The organism is Lysobacter capsici (assembly GCF_014779555.2).
Lineage (GTDB): Bacteria > Pseudomonadota > Gammaproteobacteria > Xanthomonadales > Xanthomonadaceae > Lysobacter > Lysobacter capsici.
This window is the reverse complement of sequence record NZ_CP094357.1, coordinates 1,393,957-1,417,241: the sequence shown is the minus strand read 5'-3', so window position 1 is coordinate 1,417,241 and position 23,285 is coordinate 1,393,957. Positions and strand designations below refer to the sequence as shown.

The following is a 23,285-nucleotide window of genomic DNA, read 5'->3' as shown; positions in this document are numbered from 1 at the left end:
CATCCGTGGTTGTGCATGCGCTGTCGGCCAAGCATGTCGAGGAATCGCGGCCAGACCATGGTCTGGAGAAGTCCCAGACAGATGATCACAGTCGCGTATGCAAACTTTCAAGACACGAGCCTTACGTATTGCAAACAGTCACATACCACTGTCTCAAAGCTCGCGACATTGACGGGAGCCACAAAAAAGCCCGGCATTGCCGGGCTTCTTCGTGAACAAGCTGATTTCACCTAACCTCAGCCACCTCAACCCCATCCAACCCCTGCGACAAAGTCCGCGCATCGCCGCCTTGCGCCAGCTTGATGCGCAGGCGCACTTCGTTTTGCGAGTCGGCGTAGCGCAGGGCGTCTTCGTAGCTGATCTCGCCGGCCTGGTACAGCTCGAACAGGGCCTGGTCGAAGGTCTTCATGCCGAGCTGCACGGAGTCCTTCATCAGCTCTTTGAGCTTGTGGATTTCGCCGTCGCGGATGTAGTCCTGGGCCAGCGGGGTGCCGAGCAGGATTTCCATGGCGACGCGGCGGCCCTTGCCGTCGGGGGTCGGGATCAGCTGCTGCGCGACCACGCCCTTGAGGTTCAACGACAAGTCCATCAGCAACTGGTTGCGACGGTCTTCCGGGAAGAAGTTGATGATGCGGTCCATCGCCTGGTTGGCGTTGTTGGCGTGCAGCGTGCACAGCACCAGGTGGCCGGTTTCGGCGAAGGCGATGGCGTGGTCCATGCCTTCGCGGGTGCGCACCTCGCCGATCATGATCACGTCCGGCGCCTGGCGCAGGGTGTTCTTGAGCGCGGCTTCCCAGCTGTCGGTGTCGATGCCGACTTCGCGCTGGGTGATGATGCAGCCTTCGTGGCGATGCACGAATTCGATCGGGTCTTCGATGGTGATAATGTGGCCGGTCGAGTTCAGATTGCGGTAGCCGATCATCGCCGCGAGCGAGGTGGACTTGCCGGTGCCGGTCGCGCCGACGAACAAGATGATGCCGCGCTTGGTCATCGCCAGCGTCTTGATGATCGGCGGCAGGTTCAGTTCTTCGACGGTCGGGATCTTGGTCTCGATCCGGCGCAACACCATGCCGACCTGGTTGCGCTGGTAGAAGCAGCTCACGCGGAAGCGGCCGATGCCGGTCACGCCGATGGCGAAGTTGCACTCGTGGGTCTTTTCGAACTCTTCGCGCTGCTGCGGGTTCATCACGTTGAGCACGAGGTCGCGGCTTTGCTGCGGCGTCAACGGGTTCTGGGTGATCGGGCTGATCTTGCCGTGGACCTTCATCGACGGCGGCATGCCCGAGGTGATGAACAAGTCCGAGGCGCGCTGGTGCGCCATCAGCTTGAGGAAGGAGGTGAAATCGATCGCGCCGGAGGCGGTGGTCGGGTTGGTCGGGGCCGGGGTATTCATGGGGCTACCTCCTCGGGAGGTCTGGAGCTAAAGGGGGAATCGTGCCAAGGCCGATTCGTCCGAGGGCTCGAGCCGGCGCGCGCAGCGCGGCGCCGGCGCGCGCGATCAGTCGAACAGGCGCTTGTCCTTCGCGTACTCGCGCGCCTGCGGGCGCAGGATCATGCCGCGCTTGACCAGGTCCTGCAGATGCTGATCGAGCGTCATCATGCCGTAGCCCTGGCCGGTCTGGATGGCCGAATACATCTGCGCGACCTTGTCCTCGCGGATGAGGTTTCGGATTGCCGGGATGCCGACCATGATTTCCCAGGCCGCGGTACGGCCGCCGCCGACCTTCTTGAGCAGCGCCTGCGAAATCACCGCGCGCAGCGATTCCGACAGCATCGAGCGCACCATCGGCTTTTCGCCGGCGGGGAACACGTCGATGATGCGGTCGACGGTCTTGGCCGCCGACGAGGTGTGCAGGGTGCCGAACACCAAGTGGCCGGTTTCCGCCGCGGTCAGCGCCAGGCGGATGGTTTCCAGGTCGCGCAACTCGCCGACCAGGATGTAGTCGGGGTCTTCGCGCAACGCCGAGCGCAAGGCCTCGTTGAACCCGTGGGTGTCGCGGTGGATTTCGCGCTGGTTGATCAGACACTTCTGCGAGGTGTGCACGAACTCGATCGGGTCTTCCACCGACAGGATGTGCGCGTACTCGTTCTTGTTGATGTGGTCGATCATCGCCGCGAGCGTGGTCGACTTGCCCGAGCCGGTCGGCCCGGTCACCAGGATCAGGCCCTGCGGCTGTTCGATGAGCTGACGGAAGATCGGCGGGCAGCCGAGGTCTTCCAGGGTCAGCACTTCGGAGGGAATGGTACGGAACACGGCGCCGGCGCCGCGGTTCTGGTTGAAGGCGTTGACGCGGAAGCGCGCCAGGCCGGGGATTTCGAAGGAGAAGTCGACCTCGAGGAATTCTTCGAAGTCGCGCCGCTGCTTGTCCGACATGATGTCGTAGACCAGCGCATGGACCTGTTTGTGGTCCAGGGCCGGGATGTTGATCCGGCGCACGTCGCCATCGACCCGGATCATCGGCGGCAGGCCCGCGGACAGATGCAAGTCGGATGCTTTGTTCTTAACCGAGAACGCCAGTAGTTCGGCGATATCCATGCGTGCTCCCCGCACTGCAGGGACCCGTCAGCCGGGTCCGTTAAAGCCAGCCACATTGGGCCCAGCCGCTTTGTGGTCAGATGCAACTCTAAGCTGGAACCAAACCACCCCCAAGAGGCAGTATAGCCCCCGAACGGCATGGCCGATCCAGCCCCTTCATCACAGGATTCCCCTCGTGCCTGAGCACGTCTTGCACGATATCTTGCATCAGTTGCAGCGCGCGGCGCATGACGCCGGCAGGCCGGTTCCTCGATTGCTTGCGGTCAGTAAGACCCAAGGTGAGACCGCGGTCGCGAATCTGGCCTTGATGGGGCAAACGGCGTTTGGCGAGAACTACGTCCAGGAGGCCGCGGCCAAGCACGCGGCCCTGGCCGGCACCGCCGCGGCCGGTCTGGCGCTGGAGTGGCACCTGATCGGCCATCTGCAGTCGAACAAGGCCGCGCAGGCGGCGGCGCTGTTCGATTGGGTGCAGACCGTCGACCGGGCCAAGCTGGTGGCCGCCCTGGCCCGCCATCGCGATCCGCGGGCGGCGCCCTTGAACGTGCTGATCCAGGTCAATATCGACGACGAGGCCAGCAAGCACGGCTGCCGGCCCGAGGACGCGCCGGCCCTGGCGGCGGCGATCGCGGCCGAACCGCGGCTGCGGCTGCGCGGGCTGATGGTGATCCCGACCCCGCACGACGACCCGGCGCTGCGGCGGCCGGCGTTCGCCAAGGCCAGGGCGCTGTTCGACGCGCTCGCGGCCGAGCACGGCGCGGCGGTGGATACCTTGTCGATGGGCATGAGCGACGACTATGCGATCGCCATCGCCGAGGGCGCGACGATGGTGCGGATCGGCACGGCCTTGTTCGGGGCGCGGGTTCGGGCGGCGGGGTGATTCGGGATTCGGGATTCGGGAATCGGGAATCGGGAATCGGGAATCGGGAATCGGGAATCGGCAAATGCTGCCGGCGCGTCCCGGATGCGGCCAGTGACGTCGCTCAGCGAGCGAACAGCCGGAACGGGGCGCTCAGCAGGCAGCCCAGCCACAACGAGGCGAGTCCGTCGGAGGCCTCGTCGTGCCAGCCGCGCTTGTCGTCCACAGCAGCGCCTTGTCGTCGATCTGCACGCTCCAGACCGCGTCGGCCAATACCTCGCGGCGGATCCGGTTGAGGCAATCGACCCAGTGGCGCGCGCCCTGATGGACCGCGAACGCCTTGTTGTCGGGCAGCTTGGTCGCGCCGGCCAGCACCTTGCCGTCGCGCAGTCCGTCCGCGTCGTACAGGGTGAAACTTTCCCAGTTGAGGCCCTTGCCTGACGCCTCATGGCGCTCGATCTCGGCGGACTTGCCGAATTCGGCGACGATCGCATCCAGTCGCCGGTTTTCGGCGTCGTTCAAGCGACAGTCCCGTTTCGCGTCGTAGTAGAGGCTGATGCTGATGGCGGCGGTGACCTGAAACGGTGGGATGAGAGGATCGATCGTCTGCAGGCAGGTTAGCACCGTGCGCTCGACCGGCTTCGGCATGCGGACAGCGCTCGATTCGTCCGCGTCGCCGCGCTGATCGAACAGACCCGACGGATAGGCGTGGCCCGCGCACGCCCGCGCCGGCTCGAACGCCTGTCGATCGCCGCATTCGCCAACGCATGCACAGCGCGGCGATCACGGGCCAAGCAGCCGCGGACAGCCACCGCGGTTGTTATCCTGAGCCGGATTCTTCAACCGCGTGGTCGCTCATGTCCGAACCCTCATCCCTTCCCATCGGCCCGGTCGCCTTCATCGGCGGCGGCAATATGGCGCGCAGCCTGATCGGCGGCCTGGTCGCGCGCGGCGTGGCGGCGGGCGACATCCGCGTGGCCGAGCCGGTCGCGGCCTTGCGCGAAGCGCTGCAGCGCGATTTCGGCGTGGCCTGTTTCGACAACGCCCAGGCCGCGGCCGAGGGCGCGTCGGTATGGTTGCTGGCGGTCAAGCCGCAGGTGATGCGCGAAGTCTGCGCGTCCCTGGCCGAACAGGCGCGCGCGCAACGGCCGCTGGCGATTTCGATCGCCGCCGGCATCACCGCCAGTCAGCTCGACCGCTGGCTCGGCGGCGAGGTCGCGGTTGTGCGGGCGATGCCGAACACGCCGGCCTTGCTCGGCGTGGGCATCACCGGCCTGTACGCCAATGCCGCCGCCGCGCCGCGGTTCGATCAGGCCGCCGGCCTGCTCGACGCGGTCGGGCCGACCGTGCGCATCGATGAAGAAACCCAGATGGACGCGGTCACCGCGGTCTCCGGCAGCGGTCCGGCTTACGTATTTCTGCTCGCCGAAGCGATGCAGCAGGCGGGCCAGGCGCAAGGCCTGTCGGCCGACGCGGCGCGCGCGCTGGTGCGGCAGACCTTGCTCGGCGCGGCGACCATGCTCACCCAAAGCGAAGAACCCGCCGAAGTCTTGCGCGCGCGCGTGACCTCGCCCGGCGGCACCACTCAGGCCGCGATCGAGACGTTCGAAGCGGGCGGTTTCCGCGATCTGGTCGATAGCGCCATCGCCGCGGCGACCCGGCGCGGACGCGAACTGTCGGCGGCCAACGAATGAACCGCGTCGCCCGATATTTCATCGCCGCTTGCGTAGTGGCGATGCTCGCGAGCTGCGGGCGCGAGCCCTCGGCCCGGCAGCCCGACGGCAACGCCGCGCGTAGCGAGGAAGTGGTGCGCGCGGGCGATGTCAGCATTCGCGCCAGCGCGATCCAGACCGGGCAGTTGTCGCCGGCCATCGCCCAGCGTTACGGCGCCGCCCACGACGCGCGCACCGTGCTGGTGGTGGTGTCGCTGCGCAAGGGCGACGACGCGACCTCGGTGTCGTTGCCGGCGAAGGTCACCATCGATGTCGGCGACCTGCTCGGCCGCAAGCAGCAGGTGGTCGTGCGCGAAATGCGCGATGGCGAGCTGCTCGACTACGTCGGGGTGGCGACGGTGTCGCCGCCCGATACGCTGCGCTTCGAGGTGACGGTGTTGGGCGAGGACGGCAAGCGGCATGTGTTGAAGTTCAATCGCGATTTTTTCTGAGGTTGCATCGCGGCGCGGCTCGAATAGACCTTATTTTCTTAGCCGTCGCTACGACCTCAGGGCATCGATGCATGCGTAGTTTCGCGGTCGCGGCTCGCGCCGCTCCTACATGGGCTCCCTGTAGGAGCGGCGCGAGCCGCGACCACGCCATTTCACCAACGGCGCAAGCAACACCCACGAAACCAATCGCCCGACCTCACTGCCCCGGCAACATCCCGTTACGCGTCAGCGCATCCACCCGCCGACGTTCGTTCGGATCGAATCCCTGCATCAAGCCGGACAAGCGCTGCTGACGCTGCGCATCGCTGAGGCCGACATCGGCCAGCACCCGCTGGCGTTGCGCGGCGTAACTGCGCACGCGGTCGTTCCACCGCGCCTTGCGTTGATCGAGCTCGGCCAGACGTTGCGCGGCCTCGCGGCCATACAGCGCTTCGCGCTCGACGAAACGCGTACCCGCATCGGTGCGATTGCGTTCGAACTCGCGGCTTTGCTGCATCGCCACGTCCAGTTGCGCGCTCTGCGCCTACAGTTCGCGCTGTTGCGGGTCCAGATCGGCGTCGAGTTCGGCCAGGCGGCGTTCGCGGATAGCCGGGGCGAGGCTGCGATCGGCCCACAGCTTGCGCCGCGCATCGGCGCGGTCGTAGTCGCGTTCTTCCTGCGCGTACCAGTTGTCCGCGAGCACCTGACCCAGACGTTCGCGACGCAAGGCACGCACCCGCGCCATCGCCGCCGCCGGCTCGGTTTCGCGCTGCGCGATGCTGATCGAGTCGCGTTCCAGGGCGACATAGGCGTCGAACCAGGCCAGCACCGTCGCCAGCGCTTCGGGTCGCAATCCCGGCGCTGGCGCGTGTCCCTGCAAATACCCGAGCAAGGCCGAACGGATCGCTTCGGGCGACTGCTCGCCACTGCGGGCCAGGAAATAATCGAACAAGCGGCGCAGTTCGCGATCGGGCAAGGGCTGGCCGCCGGCGTCCAGGCGCAGCGCGCCATCGACTTCGGTATCGCGCAGCGAATCGCCGGACGACAGCGCGGTCGCGGACGCAATCGCGGTGCGTTCGTCCTGCGGCGCGGATTCGCCCGGATCGCTGATCGGACCGGCATCGACCTCGCTGACCAGCGGCTTGGAACCGATCCACGGGGCCGAGCCCCACCACCACGCCGAAACGACCGCGGCGAGCGCAAGGCCCGCCGCGATCGTGAGCGCCTTCGGCCGCATCGATTACAGACCGGCGTTCTTGAGGCGGTTGAGATGAGCGCGGTACACGCTGGTCGGGCTCGAACTGAACACCCCGCGCAAACCTGCGATCTGATTGACCTCGTCGAGGTGATTCCAGTCGTAGTCGTCGCGCAGCACCTGGCCCCAATGCGAGGAGCAACGGCCGACCAGACCGTCGTTGGCTTCGCCGCTGAACAACAGGCCGCCGGCGACCATCGCCACGTCCGATCCGTCGAACACGTTGGTCGAACGCGAGGTGCCGCCCATCGAGTAGTAGCCGATGCCGTTGACCTTGGCCGCGCCCGCGCCGCAGGCGGTGCTCGGCTTGCCCTGCGGATAGCGCGCGTTGAACCGCGCCGAGCCGGCGCTGTCGAGCGCCTTCAACGCGGCCAGCGAGTCCTGCGGCGTGTTGCTGCCCGACACCAGTCCGATCAGATCGGCGAAGGCGTTGACGAACGACGCCACCAGCGGGCGCAACGGCGAGCCTTCGGGCAAGGCGGTGCCGACGAAATCGGCGACCTTGCTGCCGGCGTGCGGCGAACCGATCGAAGTCATCGACGCGACCAGGTCCGGACGCACCGCGGCGACGTAACGCGCGGTCGGGCCGCCCTGGCTGTGGCCGATCAGATTGAACTTGCTGTAGCCGTGCAGCGCCTGCAGAGTTTCGAGCTGATCGATCAACTCCTCGCCGCGCACTTCGTTGGACTGCGCCGCGGTGACCTGGGCGACATGCACCTTGGCGCCGCCGGAACTCAGGGCCTGCGGAATGCCGAACCAGTAGCCGTAGATCCCGGCGATGGAATCGAAACCGAACAGGCCGTGCACCAGCACCACCGGGTAGCGGGTCTTGGTGTAGTCGTCGGCCGCGGCCGGAAACGCACTGGCCAGCAACAGCCCGGCCCAAAGCAACGGCGCGCCGAGCAGGCGGCCTAAACGGAGTCGCGACATGATCCCTCCCGATCGTGTGTGGACGTCAGCGGTACTGACGAGCCGACTGTACGAATGGGTATGGTTCTGGCACGCCGCAGCGCACCATACGGGGGTGAATTGTGATGAACGGGCGGGATTGGGCTGAATGCGGCGGGCTTTGTGCGGATTAATTGCTGCAGTGCAGCCAAATTGCGCGGTTTCGCAGCACGGCCCTGCCGCGAGCCAGGCCGCGACCTCGCGCCAAATCCCGCGCTGACCGACAATCGCGCTTCCTTCGTCACCGCAAAGGCCGCATGGGCCCGCAACGCATCGTCTGCCTCACCGAGGAACCCACCGAAACCCTGTACCTGCTCGGCGAGCAGGACCGGATCGTCGGCATCAGCGGCTTCACCGTGCGCCCGGCGATCGCGCGCAAGGAAAAACCCAAGGTCAGCGCCTTCACCAGCGCCAAGATCGGCGAAATCCTCAAGCTGCGCCCGGATTTCGTGATCGGGTTTTCCGATATCCAGGCCGACATCGCCAGCGCGCTGATCAAGCACGGCATCGAGGTGTGGATCAGCAATCACCGCAGCGTCGAGGGCATTGTCGACTACGTGCATCGGCTCGGCGCGCTGGTCGGCGCGAGCGACCGCGCCGGCGCGCTGGTCGCGCAGTTGGAACAGCGCATCGCCGACGCGCGCGAACGCGCCGCCGCGCTGCCGCGGAGGCCGAAGGTGTATTTCGAGGAATGGGATACGCCGCAGATCACCGGTATCCGTTGGGTGTCGGAACTGGTCGGCATCGCCGGCGGCGACGATGTGTTTCCCGAGCACGCGGCGATGTCGCTCGCGCGCGACCGCATCCTGGCCGATCCGCTGGAAGTGGTGCGCCGCGCGCCGGAGCTGATCCTGGGCAGTTGGTGCGGCAAGAAATTCCGCCCCGAGCAAGTGACCGCGCGCGAAGGCTGGAGCGAGGTGCCGGCGGTGCGCGACGGCGAACTGCACGAGATCAAGTCGCCGATCATCCTGCAGCCCGGACCGGCGGCGCTGACCGCGGGGTTGGATGCGTTGAGCGAGGTGATTCAGGGGTGGGCTAAGCGAAGGGCCGGCTGAGGGCGCTATCCCCGCTTGCCGAATCTCGGTCGCTTCTTCCGCCAGTCGTTCAAAACCTGAAAGGTCTGCGAAGTCTTTTGTGGGATGGGTTTCAATCCCGCCCACAAAAAACCTCGGAGCTCGATTCGAAGCTGCGGGGTTCGCAGCCAGTCGCGAATCCCAAACCCCGATCTCGATCTTGATCCCAAGCCAAAAGCCACGGGTTCCCGATCCCGAATCCCGAACATGACGAAGCTCAGTTGCCCCGCCCTCGCCCCGATGCGATCTTGCCGCGCATGAGCCAATCGTCCGCCATCGTCTACGCCCGCGCAGCCACCATCGATGTCGCCGATTTCCGCCGCGTGCTGGTCGACTCCGGCCTCGGCGCGATCCGCCCGGTCGACGACACGCCGCGTCTGCAGAGCATGCTCGACCACGCCAACCTGATCGTGACCGCGCGCCGCGATCACGCGCAAGGCGAATTGATCGGCGTGGCCCGTTGTTTCACCGACTTCTCGTGGTCGTGCTATCTGTCCGAACTCGCCGTGTCGCACTCGGCGCAAGGCCTGGGCATCGGCAAGGGTCTGCTCGACGAAACCCGCCGCCAGCTCGGCCCGACCGTGAGCCTGATCCTGGCCTCGGTGCCCGAGGCGGTGGGGTTTTACGAACGCGCCGGCATGGCGCGCATCGACCAAGCGTTCTGGTACAAGCGCGAGCGCTGATCACGCTGAGGCGGCCGCTCAGCCGTCGTCGCGCAAACGCTTGCGGAAGTACACCACGCGTTCGGTCTCGCGCAGGCCACAGGCCTCGTGCGCGCGATGCGAATCGAGGTTGTCGAGCAACGCGTCGGAGGCCAGTTCGCTGCAGCCGCATTGCACGGTCCAGCGCTCCACCGCTTCGATCAAGGCCCGGCCCACGCCTTCGCGCTGGAACTCAGGCTGCACGTACCAGCCTTCGAGAAAACCGACCGGCGAGCCGTCGGTGCCGTTGACGTAATCGCCGCGCAGCGACGCCTCGGCGAAGCCGCGCGCGACCCCGTCGGCGTCGAAGGCGAGAAACGCCGCCGCGTTGTGCGGACGCGACAGCATCCGACCGATATCGTCGGCGTGGCGCGAGGCGTCTTCCTGCGGCCACAACGCTTCGCGCAATAGCGACCACGCGGCCAGATCCGCCGCTTCGGCGCGACGCACGCGCCAACCGGCTTTCACGGATACAGCATCCGCTTGGACCACTCGCCGGCGCGATCGGATTCGTACAGCCAGCGCTCGTGCAGGCGGAAATCGGCGCCGTACCAAAACTCGATCTTCTCGGCGCGCACGCGCAGCCCAGTCCAGCGCGGCGGCCGCGGAATCTCGCGGCCTTCGAACTGTTGCTCGACCTGAGCCAGGCGTTGTTCGAAGGTGTCGCGGCCTTCCAGGGTTTCCGATTGTTTCGACGCCCAGGCGCCGAGCTGGCTGCCGCGCGCGCGGGTGGCGAAATACGCATCGGCCTCGGCGTCGCCGACGATTTCCACCGCGCCCTCGATCCGCACCTGCACCGCGTGCCGCACCCGCGGCCAGTGGAACAGCAGCGCCGCGTGCGGATTGGCCTGCAATTCGCGGCCCTTGCGGCCGTCGAGATGGGTGTAGAAGACGAAACCGCGCGCGTCGTGCGCCTTGAGCAACACGGTGCGCGCGGACGGACGGCCGTCGAGCGACGCGGTCGCGACGGTCATCGCGGTGGGGTCGGGCTCGCCGGCGACGCGGGCTTCTTCGAACAAGGTGTCGAAGGTGGCGAGGGCTTCGTTGAGCAGGTCGTGGGTCGTGGTCATTGCGCTATTGTGATCGCATGTCGCCGCGCCTGCATCCGTCCGTCGAAAACGGCCCCGCCGACGCGGGTTTCGATGCCGCGCTGGTCGCCGCGGTGCTGGACGATGCGCTGGCGGCGGAGGCGCGAATCTATGCGATCTGCGGCCTGCAGGGCAGCGGCAAATCGACGCTGGCCGGGCAGGTGGCGGCGTTGGCGCGGCGGCGCGGGCTGTCCGCCTCGGTGTTGTCGATCGACGATTTCTATCTGGGTCGCGGCGAACGCCTGCGCCTGGGCCGCGCGGTGCATCCCTTGCTGGCCACGCGCGGGCCGCCGGGCACCCACGATCTCGTCTTGGGCTGCGAAGTGCTCGACCGCCTGCGCGCGGGCGAGCCCACGCGTTTGCCGCGTTTCGACAAGTTGCGCGATACGCGCGTGTCGCCGTCGCGCTGGCGCCGCGTCGGGCCAGTTGATCTGACCGTATTCGAGGGCTGGTTCCTGAAAACGCCGGCGCAGGATGCAGCTGCCTTGTCGGCTCCGATCAACGCGCTGGAACGCGAGCACGATCGCGACGGCGTGTGGCGCGCGTATTGCAACCAGGCGCTGGCGCAGGCCTATCCGGCGCTGTGGTCGCGCCTGGACCGGCTGCTGTTTCTGCAACCGCCGGGGTTCGAGATCGTCGCCGACTGGCGCTGGCAGCAGGAACAGGCGATGCAGGCGAAACGGCCGCGGCGACGGGCGATGACGCGGGAGCAGGTCGAAGGGTTCGTGAGCCTGTTCGAGCGGGTCAGCCGGCAAGCGTTGGCTGAGTTGCCGGGGATCGCGGATTGGACGGTGAGGTTGGATGAGGGGCGGCGGGTGGTTTGATGGGTGCGTGGGGTTTGATGGAAATAGCGTAAAAAAGGCTGCTGTTCAGACTCAATCAGCATTTCTTCCCTGCCCACAATGCTGCGATAACCGCGCCCTCTCCTACCGTCATTCCCGCGAAGGCGGGAATCCAGTGACTTTGGCGCGACAACGGTAACGACGACGCCTGCCTGACCTACGTTCAAGTCGCTGGATTCCCGCGTTCGCGGGAATGACGAGCAAAAGCGGTGTAGCCAGACATCGCGCCTCAGATTAGGTAGAGCCCTGGATTCCCGCCTTCGCGGGAATGACGAGCAAAAAGAGATGTGGCGAGACTTCGCGGGCCTACGAACAAAACCAACCCCGCCAAACAAAACCCCGACGCCCCACGCTGCGGGACCCCGGGGTCATCGTTCCGGCCCGAAGGCCGATCCGCGCGAAGACCGCGCGACAGCTCGCGTCACCGCGACTTACTTCACCACGAACGTAACCTTCAGATTGACCCGCCATTCCTGCACGTTGCCGGCAGCGTCGGTGACGACCTTGATGTCGTTGATCCAGGCGCCCTGGATGTCCTTGACCGATTCGGCGCACTTGGCCAGGCCGGTCTTGACCGCGTCCTCGATGCCGAGCGTGGAGGAACTGTTGAGTTCGATGACCTTGGCGACCGACATGGGCTTTCTCCTGGAATCGGTTATGGATGAAACGATTGGGTCGACGCGGCCGCCGCGCGCGCGGGGCGGCGACGGAACGCAGAGCCTAGGCCGACCTGCGTTAAGGCCACGCAAGCGCGGGCCGGGCTGGCCTACAATCGCGGCATGAATCCGGCGAGCAATCTGATCCTGGTCGGCCCCATGGGCGCCGGCAAAACCTGCATCGGCAAGCGCCTGGCCGAGCGCTACGGCCTGCGCCTGGCCGACGCCGACCGCGAAATCGAGCAGCGCACCGGCGCCAGCGTGACCGCGATCTTCGAACACGAGGGCGAGGCCGGGTTTCGCGCCCGCGAAAGCGCGGTGCTGACCGAGCTACTGCAGGCCGACGGCCTGCTGCTGGCGACCGGCGGCGGCGCGGTGCTCGCCGCCGACAACCGCCGCCTGCTGCGCGAGCGCGGTTTCGTGGTGCAGTTGCAGGTCAGCGTCGAGCAGCAGCTCGAACGCCTCGCCGCCGACCGCAGCCGGCCGTTGCTCGCGCGCGGCGACCGCGAACAGGTGCTGCGCGATCTGGCCCAGGCGCGCGCGCCTTACTACGCGCAAGTCGCCGACCTGCGTTTCGACACCGCCGCGATGACCGCGACCGAAGCCGCCACCCAGCTCGCGGTCGCGCTCGATCGTCATTGGCGCCGCATCGCCGCGCCGCCGTCCCCATCCGTTTCCGAGGTCAATGCATGAGCGCGGTCCGCAAGGTCGAAGTCGCAGGCGACAACAGCTACAGCATCGAGATCGCCCCCGGCCTGCTCGACGACGGCGCGTGCCTGGCCAAACCGCTGCGCGGACGGCATGCGCTGATCGTCAGCGATCGCAATGTCGCCCCGCTCTATCTCGAGCGCGTCTACGCCAGTTTGACCGCGGCCAAGCCGCAGCTGAGCGTGGCGAGCTTCGTGATCCCCTCGGGCGAGCACGAGAAAACCCTGGCCCGTTTCGGCGAATGCCTGCACGCGCTGGCCGAGTTGGGCGCGACCCGCGACGCGACCGTGATCGCGCTCGGCGGCGGCGTGGTCGGCGATCTGGCCGGGTTCGCCGCGGCCTGCTGGATGCGCGGCATCGACTGCGTGCAATTGCCGACCACGTTGCTGGCGATGGTCGATTCGTCGGTCGGCGGAAAAACGGCGGTCGACTTGCCGTCCGGCAAGAACTTGGTCGGCGCGTTCCATCCGCCGCGCGCGGTGATCGCCGATACCGCCGCGCTGCGCACCCTGCCCGAGCGCGAACTGCGCGCGGGCCTGGCCGAAGTGGTCAAGTACGGCGCGATCTTCGACGCGAGTTTCCTGGTGTGGCTGGAACAGCAGGCCGACGCGCTGCTGGCGCGCGACGACGAGGCGCTGGCCGAGGCGATCGCGCGCAGTTGCGGCTACAAGGCCGAAGTGGTCGCGCGCGATCCGTTCGAACGCGGCGACCGCGCCATGCTCAATTTCGGCCACACCTTCGGCCATGCGATCGAAACCGAGCAAGGCTATGCCGGCACCACCGGCGACGGCTTGAATCACGGCGAAGCGGTCGCGGTCGGCATGGTGCTGGCGGCGCGGCTGTCGACCGCGCTGGGCCGCGCCGGTTCGGCCGATGCCGATCGCCTGCAGCGCCTGCTCGAACGCCTGGGCCTGCCGACCGCGATTCCGGCCGGCCTGGATCCGCAGGCCCTGCTCGCGCGCATGCGCCTGGACAAGAAAGCCGACGCCACCGGCCTGCGCTTCATCCTGTGGGACGCGGCCGGCGCGGCGCGGATCGTCTCGGGCGTGGCGGACGAGGCGGTGTTGGGCGTTTTGGCGCAGAACTGAAAAGCCGTCGCTTCGGCGCCGCCGCTGTCGCCTTCTATCCACAGATAATGAAGAAGCCTCGCTTGCGCGAGGCTTCTTCGTTTTACTCAATCCGTCGAACAACCCACCCAATCAAGCCGCGATCTTGTTGCGCGCGCGAGCCCGCTGATTCGACGCATACGGATTATCGACCTGCAGGCTCGCGCCGCCGCGCACCGCGTCGATCCATTCGTCGGTGCTCGCCACCGCGGCGAAACGGCTTTGGAACACGACCGAAAACACCCGGTGGATTTCCTCAGCGCTGACGAAGCCGGCGCTGTTTTCGTACGACAGCGAACCCGAGGCGTCGTGCAGGAATTCGACGTGATAACCAAGATGGGCGGCCTCGAACACGGTCGAGGCGTCGCAGTTGTGGGTCATGTAGCCGATCACGCTGATCGTGTCGATGCTGTTGGCCTGCAGCCAGTCCTGGAAGTCGGTGCCGGCGAACACGCTGGGCAGGTTCTTTTCGATGTAGTGATCGCGCGGACGGCTGGCGACGACTTCGTTGAGCTGCCAGCCCGGCAAGGCCTTGTCGAACACCGGCGTACCGGCCGGCGCGGTGTTCTGCACGACGACCACCGGGATGCCGGCGGCGCGCGCGGCGTCCATCGCCCGGCCGATGTTGGGCAGGGTGCGTTCGACCGGCGGGTATTCGATCGGCAGGCCGTCGGCGAAGTAGTCGTTCTGTACGTCGATGACGACGAGGGCGCGCTTGCGGGTTTCGATGCTCATGGCCGTGCTCCGAAGAAGAAGAGGAAGGAAGTGGCGCTCATTGTTCGCTCGCGCCGCCCGACCCGATAGTGGCCCGAACGACAATATTCGATAGAATCGGGCCATGAATACCGACATCGCGATGAGCCGCCTGGCCGTGGTCGCCTTCGACCGGATCAGCCCGTTCCACCTGTCCGTGCCCTGCCTGGTGTTCGAAAACCGCGGCGAGGGCGATCTGCCGCCCTTCGACTTGCGCGTATGCGCGGCCGAACCGGCGCCGCTGCGCACCCGCGCCGGTTTCGACATCGCGACCCGGCATGGGCTCAAGTCGCTCGACTGGGCCGATACGGTGATCGTGCCGTCCTGGCGCGACGGCGAGGAGCGTCCGCCCGAGGCCTTGCTCAAGGCGCTGCGGCGCGCGCACGAGCGCGGCGCGCATATCGTCGGCCTGTGCCTGGGCGCTTATGTGCTGGCCGAGGCCGACCTGCTCGACGGCCGCCGCGCGACCACTCACTGGGGCTGGAGCGAACACTTCGCCGCGCGCTACCCGCGGGTCGAACTGCAACGCGACGTGCTGTATGTCGACGACGGCCGCATCACCACCTCGGCCGGCACCGCCGCCGCGCTGGACTGCTGCCTGCACCTGTTGCGGCGCCGGCACGGCGCCGAGATCGCCAATCGGGTCGCGCGCCGGCTGGTGGTCGCGCCGCACCGCCAGGGCGGGCAGGCGCAATACATCGAGCAACCGTTGCCGGCCTCGGCCCAGGACGACCGACTGGCGGCGGTGCTGGCCTGGGCGCTGGCGCATCTGGATCAGGCCCATAGCCTGGATGCGCTGGCGCAACGCGCGTTGATGAGCCGGCGCAGTTTCACCCGGCATTTTCGCGACGCCACCGGCACCACCGTCGGCGAATGGCTGGCCGGGCAACGCCTGGCGCGCGCGCAGCGGCTGCTGGAAACCAGCGAGCACGGGCTGGACGCGATCGCCGCGCAAACCGGTTTCGGCACCGCGGCCTCGCTGCGCCAGCATTTCGCCGCGCGGCTGGGGACCTCGCCGTCGGCGTACCGGCGCGGCTTTCGCGGGGTGTGAAGACCGGCGGCGCGGGGGGGGGGCGCCGCGGCCGATCGCGCCATGGCTGCAACGCAGCCACGCGGGGACCGCGACACCCTGCCCACCCGGAGGCCGCCCCGCAGCCGCTACAATCGGCCGGTGCGCCTACTCCTTCAACAACGGCCCGACGGCCGCGAAGCCCCGCGCTTCGTGCAACTGATGCTTCAGCCCGACTTACTCGGCGGCTGGACCCTGGTGCGCGAGACCGGCCAGATCGGCGGCCGCAGCACGGTCCGGCGCGAGGTGTTCCTCGACCACGACGGCGCCTTGAAGGCGCTGGAACAGGCGCGCGATCAGCAGCTCAAGCGCGGGTTCCAGTTGATGTTCAGTCAGGGCGCCGAAGCGCCGCGATGATGCAGGTGTGGGGTCGAATCGGTCGGGTGGGAAGAGCAAATCCCCCCTGCCCCCCCTTTTTTAAAGGGGGGAATCGTTCTGGGTGGGGCGCGGCTTTCGTAGTCGCGGCGCCTCGGATGGATTCGTACCGCGCCGCAATCGCTGCACTCCCGCACTCCGACACACCCGCGAAGCCTTCCGCACTAACGACCCCACCTACCGGGTTCCCCCCTTTGTAAAAGGGGGGCCAGGGGGGATTCGCTTTTGTTCCACAAGCGCCCCCGCACCCACCCCACACCTTTCCGAACAACCGGCCCCGCCCGACCCAATGACCAGCCAAGCCCCCACCAACGATCGCTTCCTGCGCGCACTGCGCCGCCAACCCGTCGACCGCACCCCGGTGTGGCTGATGCGCCAAGCCGGCCGCTATCTGCCGGAGTACCGCGCCACCCGCGCCCAGGCCGGCAGCTTCCTCAATCTGGCCAAGAACCCGGAACTGGCCTGCGAAGTCACCCTGCAGCCGCTGCGCCGGTTTCCGCTCGACGCGGCGATCCTGTTCTCCGACATCCTCACCGTGCCCGACGCGATGGGCCTGGGCCTGTACTTCGCCGACGGCGAAGGTCCGAAGTTCGAACGCCCGATCCGCAGCGCCGACGACATCGCCAGGCTCGCCGTGCCGGACATGGAAACCGAACTGCGCTACGTGATGGACGCGGTGCGCACGATCCGCCGCGAACTCGACAACTCGGTGCCGCTGATCGGTTTCTCCGGCAGCCCGTGGACCTTGGCCTGCTACATGATCGAAGGCGGCGGCAGCGACAACTATTCCAAGGTCAAATCGCTCGCGCTCAACGATCCGGCGGCGATGCACCAACTGCTGAGCGTGGTCACCGACGCGGTGATCGAATACCTCAAGGCCCAGCACCTCGCCGGGGCGCAGGCGCTGCAGGTGTTCGACACCTGGGGCGGCGTGCTGTCGCCGGCGATGTACCGCGAATTCTCGCTGCGCTATCTGCAGCGCATCGCCGCCGAACTGCCGCGCGGCGAAGCCGAGGACCGCGCGCCGCTGATCCTGTTCGGCAAGGGCAACGATCCTTACCTGGAAGAACTCGCGACCAGCGGCGCCGAAGCGGTCGGCGTGGACTGGACCATCGGCCTGGGCGAAGCCGCGCGCCGCATCGACGCGCGCGTCGCGCTGCAGGGCAATCTCGATCCGGTCACCCTGTACGCCACGCCCGAGGCGATCCGCAACGAAGTGCGCATCGCCCTGGACGATTACCGCGACGGCAATGCCGGCTCGCGCGAAGGCCACGTGTTCAACCTCGGCCACGGCATGTCGCCGGACATGAATCCCGACCACGTCGGCGTGCTGGTGCAGGCGGTGCATGAGTTGAGCGCGCGCTGAGTCAGCCGCGGTCGTAGCGAAGAAAGCCGGCATTGCGCCGGCTTTCTTTTTTCCGCAATCAACGCGAACCGGTCGCGACCCGATCCGGATCGGGTGCGCTGCGCGGCCGCAGATCGCGAAGCTCGCCGTTGGCCAGACGCAGATTGCGCTGCAGGTAGTCGCGCAGCGCGGCGCTCGGCGGCGCGGCCGATACGCCGCCGAGCCGCGCATGCAGCAGGCGTTCGCTCAGATACATCTGCGCTTCGCGCGCGATCGGCGCGCGGGTCGAATGGCCTGCGTCGGGATCGACCAGCAGACCGACATCGCGACCGGCCAGGCGCAGGCGCGCGGCGTAGTCGGTAATGCTGCGCAAGGTTACTTTCTGGTCCTTGGCGCCGGCCAGCAGCAATACCGGACGACGCAGCCGGGCGAGGTTCGCCAGCGGCGATTGCGCATGCAGGCGGTTCATCGTCGCGTGGTCCTCGATATCGATCCGCAACAAACGCAAACTGGTCTGCAGGGGAATGCCCGACATCAGGCCCAGCTCGGGATGCAGCGCGATATCGCGCGCATTGCGGCCGAAGTCGACGCACGGCACCGCCGCCACCGCGACCTTGAACAGATCCGGTTCGAAGGTCGCGCCCAGCAACGCCGAATAGCCGCCGAACGAAGCGCCGACGATGCCGACGCGGTCGGCGTCGCCGATGCCGCGACCGAGCAGATAACGCACGCCATCGACGATATCGCGCTGCACCCGGCCGTTGCCGTAATCGCCCTGCGGAGCGAATTGATAGGCGCGGCCGTGGCCGGTGGAACCGCGGAAATTCGGCTCGAACACGGCGTAGCCGCGATTGACCAGGAACTGGGTATGCGCGTCGTAGCCGGGCCGTTCGTGATTCCACGGCCCACCGTGGATCGATGCGATCAGCGGCGTGCGCGCGGGATCGGCGCCGGGCGGCAAGGATACGAAACCGCGCAGGAGAAATCCGTCGCTGGCCCGGTAGCTGAAGGCGATCTTGCGCGCCAGCTCGGCCTCGCCGATGCGCGGCGCGCTGTCGTCACGCAGGATCTCATCGACGCGTCCGCTGCGCGGATCGTACAGATGCCAGCGCGGCGCCTGCAGTTGGCTGCCGCTTTCGCGCACGAGCCAGCGCGCATCGGTGCCGCGGCCGATGCTCAGGTCGATGCGCCGGCCCTGGAAACGACGGGCCAGCGCTTCGACCGGCTCGCGCAGCGCCGGATCGGTCGCCGCGATCGATGCATCCACGCTGTCGTACAGCGCGAACAAGGGTTGTTCGTCGACCGGATCGAGCGCGGCCTCGTCGATATCGGCGATGCCGCGCGGATCGCTGTGCACGGTCAGCAATCGGCCATCGGGATCGAGGCGCTGCAAACCGCGCAGATCGCCGCCGACATCGCCCAGCAACCACAGGCCGCGTCCGTCCGGCGTGGTCGACAGCGGGCCGCAGCGTTGCAACTGGCGGCACCGCAGAACATCGCGCAGGCCGCCGGCGCGATCGACCCGGAACACGACGTGCTGTTCCTCGCGCGCATGCGAGACGAAGGCGACGCGTCCTTGCGGGTCCAGGGCGAAGCCCAGCACTTCGTCGCCGCTTTCGTACAGCACTCGGGTGCGTCCATCCAGGCCGATCCGCAGCAGGCGATAGCGGCGCGGCGCATCCAGCCGTTCGCCGATCACCACGCTTGCGCGCGCTGCGCTGTCGATCGCGCGCAACTCGCGACGCTCGCGCTCGCCCAGCTCGCTGAGCAAGCGCATACCGTTGCGGCCGATCGCATCCAGGGCCCATAACTGGCGCGGCGACTCCAGCAGCAGATGGCGCCGATCCGCCAGCCACAGCACGCGCTCGGCCTCGGTGTGGGCGAGCAGCCGGCGCGCCGGCGCCGCGCCGACCGCGCCGTTCGCGCTCAGCGCTTCGACCGGCGCCACCCACAATTCGCGCTTGCGGCCACGTTCGCGCAACCAGGCCAAGACGCGGCCATCGGCGGACAGGGCGACCGAGCGAATCACCGGTTCGGCAAGAAAATCGGCGCGCGGATGGGTTCGCGCCATCGCTCGTTGATGTTCGGCCGCGATGGCAACGGCGACGGCAGCCTCGTTCCATCCGCCGGCCTGACGCGCAACCGGTGATGCCGCGCAAACCGGTAACGCGATGCAGCAAAGCCACAACGAGGCGAACAACGACGCACGACGGGACGGCGCCACCCACCGGCGCGGGGACGAATGCATGGCGAACTCCTGGGAAACCGGCGCGTGGCCGGTGATGGATTCGGTGCCGGGTTCGACGCAAAGCCTTCGAAACGCGGCATTGGGTGCGGCGCGAAACACCGCGCCGTCGTTCGAAGCCTGTGTCAGGCGGGCGCCGCGATCGGTACGGCCTGCATCGCCGGTTCGCGCCGCGGCGACAGCGGGTGGATCAGCCGCAGGCTCAGCAGCGCGGGGATGCCGACCAAGCCGCAGCCGATTATCCAGGCCCAGCGCTCGGCGCGGCTCAGGCGCATGCGCGCGCTCCAGTTCCAGGCGAGGAAAAACGACAACACGCACAGCACCAAGGCATGCATCCTGATGTTGTCCGGCACCGGCGGCGGTTCGACCGCGTACAACGGCTGCGGTCTGGCGAGAAACCCGACCGCCGCGTGTTCCAGCGCCTGCATCGCCGGCGACAGCCAGTACAGCCGGTAGCGCAACAGCGCCGGGAAATCCGGACTGAGTTCGCGCCGCGCGACCTGCGCCACGCGACCGTCCTCGCCGAGTTTGAACACGACTTGGTAGCCGTCGCCCAGGGTCTGGAAATTGCGCGAACCGTAGGTCATCGAAACCAGATAACCGTCGCCGATTTCGAGCACGTCGACGCCGCTGAGGTTGCCGACCGGTCCGGCCAGATCGATGCGCTGACGCGGCAACGGCGCGGGCGCATCGACGTTTTCGGCGAAGCCGCGCAAGTCGAAGAAGTACAGCGCGCGATCGCTGAGCAGCAAGGTGCTGTCGCCGGCGGGCTCGGGCGCGGCCACCGGGATTTCGTTGCCCGGCAAGGCCATGCGCAAGCGCAGCCGCGCATCGTGCGGGTCGTATTGGTAGACCGCGTGTTCGGTCAACACATAGCCGTCGCCGACCGGCAGCGGCGGCGACGGCAGCGGCCGCTGCGCGTCGTCGCCGACGATGCTGACGCCGAGCGTGCCGGCGGCGCGCCGGGTCAGGGTGTCGCGTCCGTGGAAGTAGCCGCTGTCGTCGCTGTAGCTCCACAGAAGATTGCGCGACGCATCGCCGATGATCTGCGGCTCGGCCGTGACCAATTCGCCGCGGGTCGGCAACGGCTGGCGCCGTGGGCCGATCCGATAGACCTCGGAGATACGCGCCTGTTCGCGCCACAGCCTCGCATCGGCATCGGCGCTGGCGGCCAGCCCGGCGATGATCAACTCCGGGCCCTTGGCGCGATCGGACTCGATCAAGCCGCCCTTCGGCGGCGCGCCGCTGTTGAGCGGATCGGAACCGATCGCGATCCAGCCCAGTTGGAACCCCAGATTGATCGCGACGCACAACAGCACATAGATCATCGCCTGCACCGGCAACGCAACCGCCAGGTTGGCGGCGAGGCCGCGCGGCGGCGCGCTCAGGTCGGGCTTGAACGCGATCGCGACCAGGACCGTCAGCCAGATCAACACCGCCGCATGGATCACCATCATCGCGCCGCCCGCGGCGTCGCTGTACAGCGGCAACAGCGGCAAGGACAGCACCAGCACCGCGTAACGGCGCGCCGCGATCATGCAGTAGGCGCCGAACAGATAGCCGGCCATCGCCACGCACCACGCCGCCACCGGCAACCACCAATGGCGCGTATCCACCACCCGCGCGGTCCAGGCGTACTGGCCGGCGACGATCGCCAGCACCGGCAGCGCGACCGCCAGCGCGAGCAGGAACGCGCCGGCGCCGAACACCCCCGCGCCGATCGCGCGCCGCGGCAGCGGTCGGTGCATCAGGTTCAGCCAGGCGTTCGGCCGCCGATAGCCGCCGAGCTGATACAGCCCGAACAGCAGGCCGAGCACGAAATACAGCACGCCGATCAGGTTGTACAAACCCGAGCGCTGTTGCAGCGGATCCATCATCCGGCTGACGAAGGCGAGCACACCCAGATGGGCGAAGCCGAACGCCGCCAGCCACCAGCGAAAGCGGATCAGCTGCGCCTTGAACAGATCGATCATGAGCAAACTCCCGAATGCCTCGCGGCTCAACCGCGGCCGGCGCCGATGTGGTTCTGAGCCAGCAGGCCGTTGACCGCGCGGTCCAGGCTCACCGGCATGCCATGCGCGCTGCGCGCGCCGGCGGCGTAGAGGAAATGTTCGAAATCCGGCCCTTGGTCGAGCACCAGGTAGTGATGCAGGCCGTCGATCTGCTGGACCTGCAGCAACCCCGGCACCAGCGCGGCCTCGGGCGCGCGGAACGGGAATTCGGCGATCCAGTGGCAGACCCGCGCGCAGAATTCGTCGGGCGGCGACATGTTGCGCAGGCGGCCGCGTTCGAGAACGATCAGGTTGTCGGCGACCCGTTCGATCTCCTCCATCTGGTGCGAGCAATAGATCACCGTGCAACGCTCGCTCAGGTTGGTGTGCAGCAGCGATTCGAGAAACGCGCGCTTGGCGACCACGTCCAGGCCGAGCGTGGGTTCGTCGAGGATCAGTAGTTCCGGGCTCTGCGCCATGGCCAGCGCGAGGTTGAAACCGGCGCGTTCGCCGCGCGAGAGTTGCCCGACCTTCTGTTCCGGCAGCAGGTGGTAGTTGCCGGCGACGCTGTCGTAGGTGGCCTGGTTCCAGCGCGGGTAGTGATGCCGCTGCATCGCGATCACCGCGGCCACGCTCATCCATTCGGGCAGGGTGTGTTCTTCGTTGACGAAACCGATGCGGCCGCGATCGTCCGGGGTCAGCCGCTGGCTGTCGCGGCCGAGGATCCGCGCGCTGCCGCTGCTGGGCGCGAGAAAACCGAGCAGCAGCCGGAACAGGGTCGACTTGCCGGCGCCGTTGGCGCCGACGATGGCGTGAATACGGCCGCGCGGGACGCGCAGGTCCAGTCCATCGAGCGCGAGCTTGCGTCCGTAGCGCTTGCTCAGCGCGCGGGTTTCGATCACGTACTCGCCGTCGTCGTTGGCGGTGATTACATACGGTGCGGCGATATGCGGCGCGATGACGGCCATGGCCCGGATCCTTGCAGGCAGCGGTGAAGGGGTATGCGGATCGAAACGCGCCGATCAGCCGGCTTTGCGCGGCTTGAGCGCCTGCAGTTCCTGGCGCAGCCGCGCCAGCACTTCGGCGTTGCGGTAATCCAGCGCCGCCACTTCGTTGACGAAGCGCGCGATCGCGTCGGTGAGGCGTCGCTCGCGCTCGCCCTGGCTCAGCCGCTGACGCTGCGGGGCGACGTACAGGCCCAGGCCCTGGCGCGCTTCCAGCCAGCCTTCGGCGACCAGTTCGGCGTAGGCCTTGGCGACGGTGTTGGGATTGATGGTCAGTTGCTGGGCCAGACCGCGCACGCTGGGCAGTTGATGGCCGGCATCGAGTTCGCCGGTGGCGACCTTCATGCGCACCGCGTCGACGATCTGCCTGGCGATAGGACGCGAATCGCCGGTGGCGATCTGGATCGTCAGGGCTTGGGTACGGCTCATGGGCGGCTCGCCATCTGTACTATGTGATCTAGTACAGTGCAGACACCCGGCGATTGTCAAGCGGGCGACGACGAAACCGGATCGGGCCGGCGCGAAACGGCGCTCATGCGGCGTGGAAGGTCGGGCCTCGTCGAACGCACGGCGTGGACGGGCAAATCGGCG

23 protein-coding genes and 1 pseudogene are annotated in these 23,285 nt (G+C 67.6%); 11 read left to right on the top strand and 13 right to left on the bottom strand.

The genetic code is table 11. The features are described from left to right. Window positions 1–226: 226 nt before the first annotated feature. A complete protein-coding gene (locus IEQ11_RS05705) occupies window positions 227–1,393 on the bottom strand; it encodes a PilT/PilU family type 4a pilus ATPase (protein WP_046655750.1) in 1,167 nt (388 codons plus the stop codon). Window positions 1,394–1,498: 105 nt separating this feature from the next. Then, window positions 1,499–2,536 carry a type IV pilus twitching motility protein PilT gene (locus tag IEQ11_RS05700; protein WP_036109068.1) on the bottom strand — a complete coding sequence of 346 codons (1,038 nt, stop codon included), beginning with the start codon at window positions 2,534–2,536 and terminating at the stop codon, window positions 1,499–1,501. 175 nt (window positions 2,537–2,711) lie between these two features. Between IEQ11_RS05700 and IEQ11_RS05695 the strand changes: the two genes are divergently transcribed. Continuing rightward, window positions 2,712–3,413: a YggS family pyridoxal phosphate-dependent enzyme gene (locus IEQ11_RS05695; RefSeq protein WP_247024731.1), complete on the top strand. Its 702-nt coding sequence runs from the start codon at window positions 2,712–2,714 to the stop codon at window positions 3,411–3,413. Between the two features lie 132 nt (window positions 3,414–3,545). Here IEQ11_RS05695 and IEQ11_RS05690 read toward each other — a convergent pair whose 3' ends face one another. After that, entirely contained in the window at window positions 3,546–4,040 is a 495-nt protein-coding gene (locus IEQ11_RS05690; RefSeq protein WP_191823487.1) for a hypothetical protein, read from the bottom strand. Between the two features lie 209 nt (window positions 4,041–4,249). On the opposite strand from IEQ11_RS05690, the gene proC reads away from it, so the two are divergent. Continuing rightward, window positions 4,250–5,086 carry a pyrroline-5-carboxylate reductase gene (proC, locus tag IEQ11_RS05685; RefSeq protein WP_057920929.1) on the top strand — a complete coding sequence of 279 codons (837 nt, stop codon included), beginning with the start codon at window positions 4,250–4,252 and terminating at the stop codon, window positions 5,084–5,086. Next, window positions 5,083–5,556, top strand: coding sequence for a DUF4426 domain-containing protein (locus IEQ11_RS05680; RefSeq protein ID WP_082124157.1), 474 nt, complete (start codon window positions 5,083–5,085; stop codon window positions 5,554–5,556). Before proC ends, IEQ11_RS05680 begins: the two co-directional genes overlap by 4 nt. 196 nt (window positions 5,557–5,752) lie before the next feature. On the opposite strand, the pseudogene IEQ11_RS05675 reads toward IEQ11_RS05680, so the two are convergent. Then, window positions 5,753–6,772, bottom strand: a pseudogene (locus IEQ11_RS05675) (lipase secretion chaperone). Window positions 6,773–6,775: 3 nt separating this feature from the next. Then, a complete protein-coding gene (locus IEQ11_RS05670) occupies window positions 6,776–7,720 on the bottom strand; it encodes a lipase family alpha/beta hydrolase (protein WP_191823490.1) in 945 nt (314 codons plus the stop codon). 275 nt (window positions 7,721–7,995) lie between these two features. Here IEQ11_RS05670 and IEQ11_RS05665 point away from each other — a divergent pair, with 275 nt between their 5' ends. Further along, window positions 7,996–8,793, top strand: a complete 798-nt coding sequence (locus IEQ11_RS05665) for a cobalamin-binding protein (protein WP_191823491.1) — start codon at window positions 7,996–7,998, stop codon at window positions 8,791–8,793. 275 nt (window positions 8,794–9,068) lie between these two features. Then, window positions 9,069–9,494, top strand: coding sequence for a GNAT family N-acetyltransferase (locus IEQ11_RS05660; RefSeq protein ID WP_191823492.1), 426 nt, complete (start codon window positions 9,069–9,071; stop codon window positions 9,492–9,494). Window positions 9,495–9,512: 18 nt separating this feature from the next. Here IEQ11_RS05660 and aac(6') read toward each other — a convergent pair whose 3' ends face one another. Then, on the bottom strand, window positions 9,513–9,980 hold the full coding sequence (gene aac(6'), locus IEQ11_RS05655; protein WP_191823493.1) for an aminoglycoside 6'-N-acetyltransferase: 468 nt from the start codon (window positions 9,978–9,980) through the stop codon (window positions 9,513–9,515). Next, window positions 9,977–10,582, bottom strand: coding sequence for a pyridoxamine 5'-phosphate oxidase (gene pdxH, locus IEQ11_RS05650; RefSeq protein WP_046655737.1), 606 nt, complete (start codon window positions 10,580–10,582; stop codon window positions 9,977–9,979). Before pdxH ends, aac(6') begins: the two co-directional genes overlap by 4 nt. A 17-nt stretch (window positions 10,583–10,599) precedes the next feature. Between pdxH and IEQ11_RS05645 the strand changes: the two genes are divergently transcribed. Then, window positions 10,600–11,424 (top strand): kinase, encoded by an 825-nt coding sequence (locus IEQ11_RS05645; RefSeq protein WP_228465003.1) that lies wholly within the window; start codon window positions 10,600–10,602, stop codon window positions 11,422–11,424. Window positions 11,425–11,873: 449 nt separating this feature from the next. Here the strand turns inward: IEQ11_RS05645 and IEQ11_RS05640 are convergent, their stop codons facing one another. Continuing rightward, the gene (locus IEQ11_RS05640) at window positions 11,874–12,077 is read right to left on the bottom strand and encodes a dodecin family protein (protein WP_191823494.1); all 204 of its coding nucleotides are present in this window, start codon (window positions 12,075–12,077) and stop codon (window positions 11,874–11,876) included. Window positions 12,078–12,221: 144 nt separating this feature from the next. Here IEQ11_RS05640 and IEQ11_RS05635 point away from each other — a divergent pair, with 144 nt between their 5' ends. Then, window positions 12,222–12,791, top strand: coding sequence for a shikimate kinase (locus tag IEQ11_RS05635; protein ID WP_191823495.1), 570 nt, complete (start codon window positions 12,222–12,224; stop codon window positions 12,789–12,791). Next, the gene (aroB, locus tag IEQ11_RS05630) at window positions 12,788–13,894 is read left to right on the top strand and encodes a 3-dehydroquinate synthase (RefSeq protein WP_191823496.1); all 1,107 of its coding nucleotides are present in this window, start codon (window positions 12,788–12,790) and stop codon (window positions 13,892–13,894) included. The genes IEQ11_RS05635 and aroB overlap by 4 nt, the downstream gene beginning before the upstream one ends. A 111-nt stretch (window positions 13,895–14,005) precedes the next feature. On the opposite strand, the gene IEQ11_RS05625 is transcribed toward aroB, so the two are convergent. Then, window positions 14,006–14,647 carry a cysteine hydrolase family protein gene (locus IEQ11_RS05625; protein ID WP_057920919.1) on the bottom strand — a complete coding sequence of 214 codons (642 nt, stop codon included), beginning with the start codon at window positions 14,645–14,647 and terminating at the stop codon, window positions 14,006–14,008. Window positions 14,648–14,750: 103 nt separating this feature from the next. Here IEQ11_RS05625 and IEQ11_RS05620 point away from each other — a divergent pair, with 103 nt between their 5' ends. From IEQ11_RS05620 to hemE, 3 genes are all read left to right on the top strand, one after another. Continuing rightward, window positions 14,751–15,716 carry a GlxA family transcriptional regulator gene (locus tag IEQ11_RS05620; protein ID WP_191823497.1) on the top strand — a complete coding sequence of 322 codons (966 nt, stop codon included), beginning with the start codon at window positions 14,751–14,753 and terminating at the stop codon, window positions 15,714–15,716. A gap of 120 nt (window positions 15,717–15,836) precedes the next feature. After that, entirely contained in the window at window positions 15,837–16,091 is a 255-nt protein-coding gene (locus tag IEQ11_RS05615; RefSeq protein WP_036109104.1) for a WGR domain-containing protein, read from the top strand. 307 nt (window positions 16,092–16,398) lie between these two features. After that, a complete protein-coding gene (gene hemE, locus IEQ11_RS05610) occupies window positions 16,399–17,475 on the top strand; it encodes a uroporphyrinogen decarboxylase (protein ID WP_191823498.1) in 1,077 nt (358 codons plus the stop codon). Between the two features lie 58 nt (window positions 17,476–17,533). On the opposite strand, the gene IEQ11_RS05605 is transcribed toward hemE, so the two are convergent. The 4 genes from IEQ11_RS05605 to IEQ11_RS05590 form a co-directional block, all read right to left on the bottom strand. After that, complete coding sequence (locus IEQ11_RS05605; protein WP_191823499.1) at window positions 17,534–19,525, bottom strand: S9 family peptidase; 1,992 nt, start codon at window positions 19,523–19,525, stop codon at window positions 17,534–17,536. A 299-nt stretch (window positions 19,526–19,824) separates the two neighbouring features. Continuing rightward, a complete protein-coding gene (locus tag IEQ11_RS05600; RefSeq protein ID WP_191823500.1) occupies window positions 19,825–21,672 on the bottom strand; it encodes a hypothetical protein in 1,848 nt (615 codons plus the stop codon). 26 nt (window positions 21,673–21,698) lie between these two features. Next, a complete protein-coding gene (locus tag IEQ11_RS05595; RefSeq protein WP_191823501.1) occupies window positions 21,699–22,658 on the bottom strand; it encodes an ABC transporter ATP-binding protein in 960 nt (319 codons plus the stop codon). A gap of 54 nt (window positions 22,659–22,712) precedes the next feature. Continuing rightward, the gene (locus tag IEQ11_RS05590; protein ID WP_036109116.1) at window positions 22,713–23,123 is read right to left on the bottom strand and encodes a GntR family transcriptional regulator; all 411 of its coding nucleotides are present in this window, start codon (window positions 23,121–23,123) and stop codon (window positions 22,713–22,715) included. Window positions 23,124–23,285 lie beyond the last annotated feature (162 nt).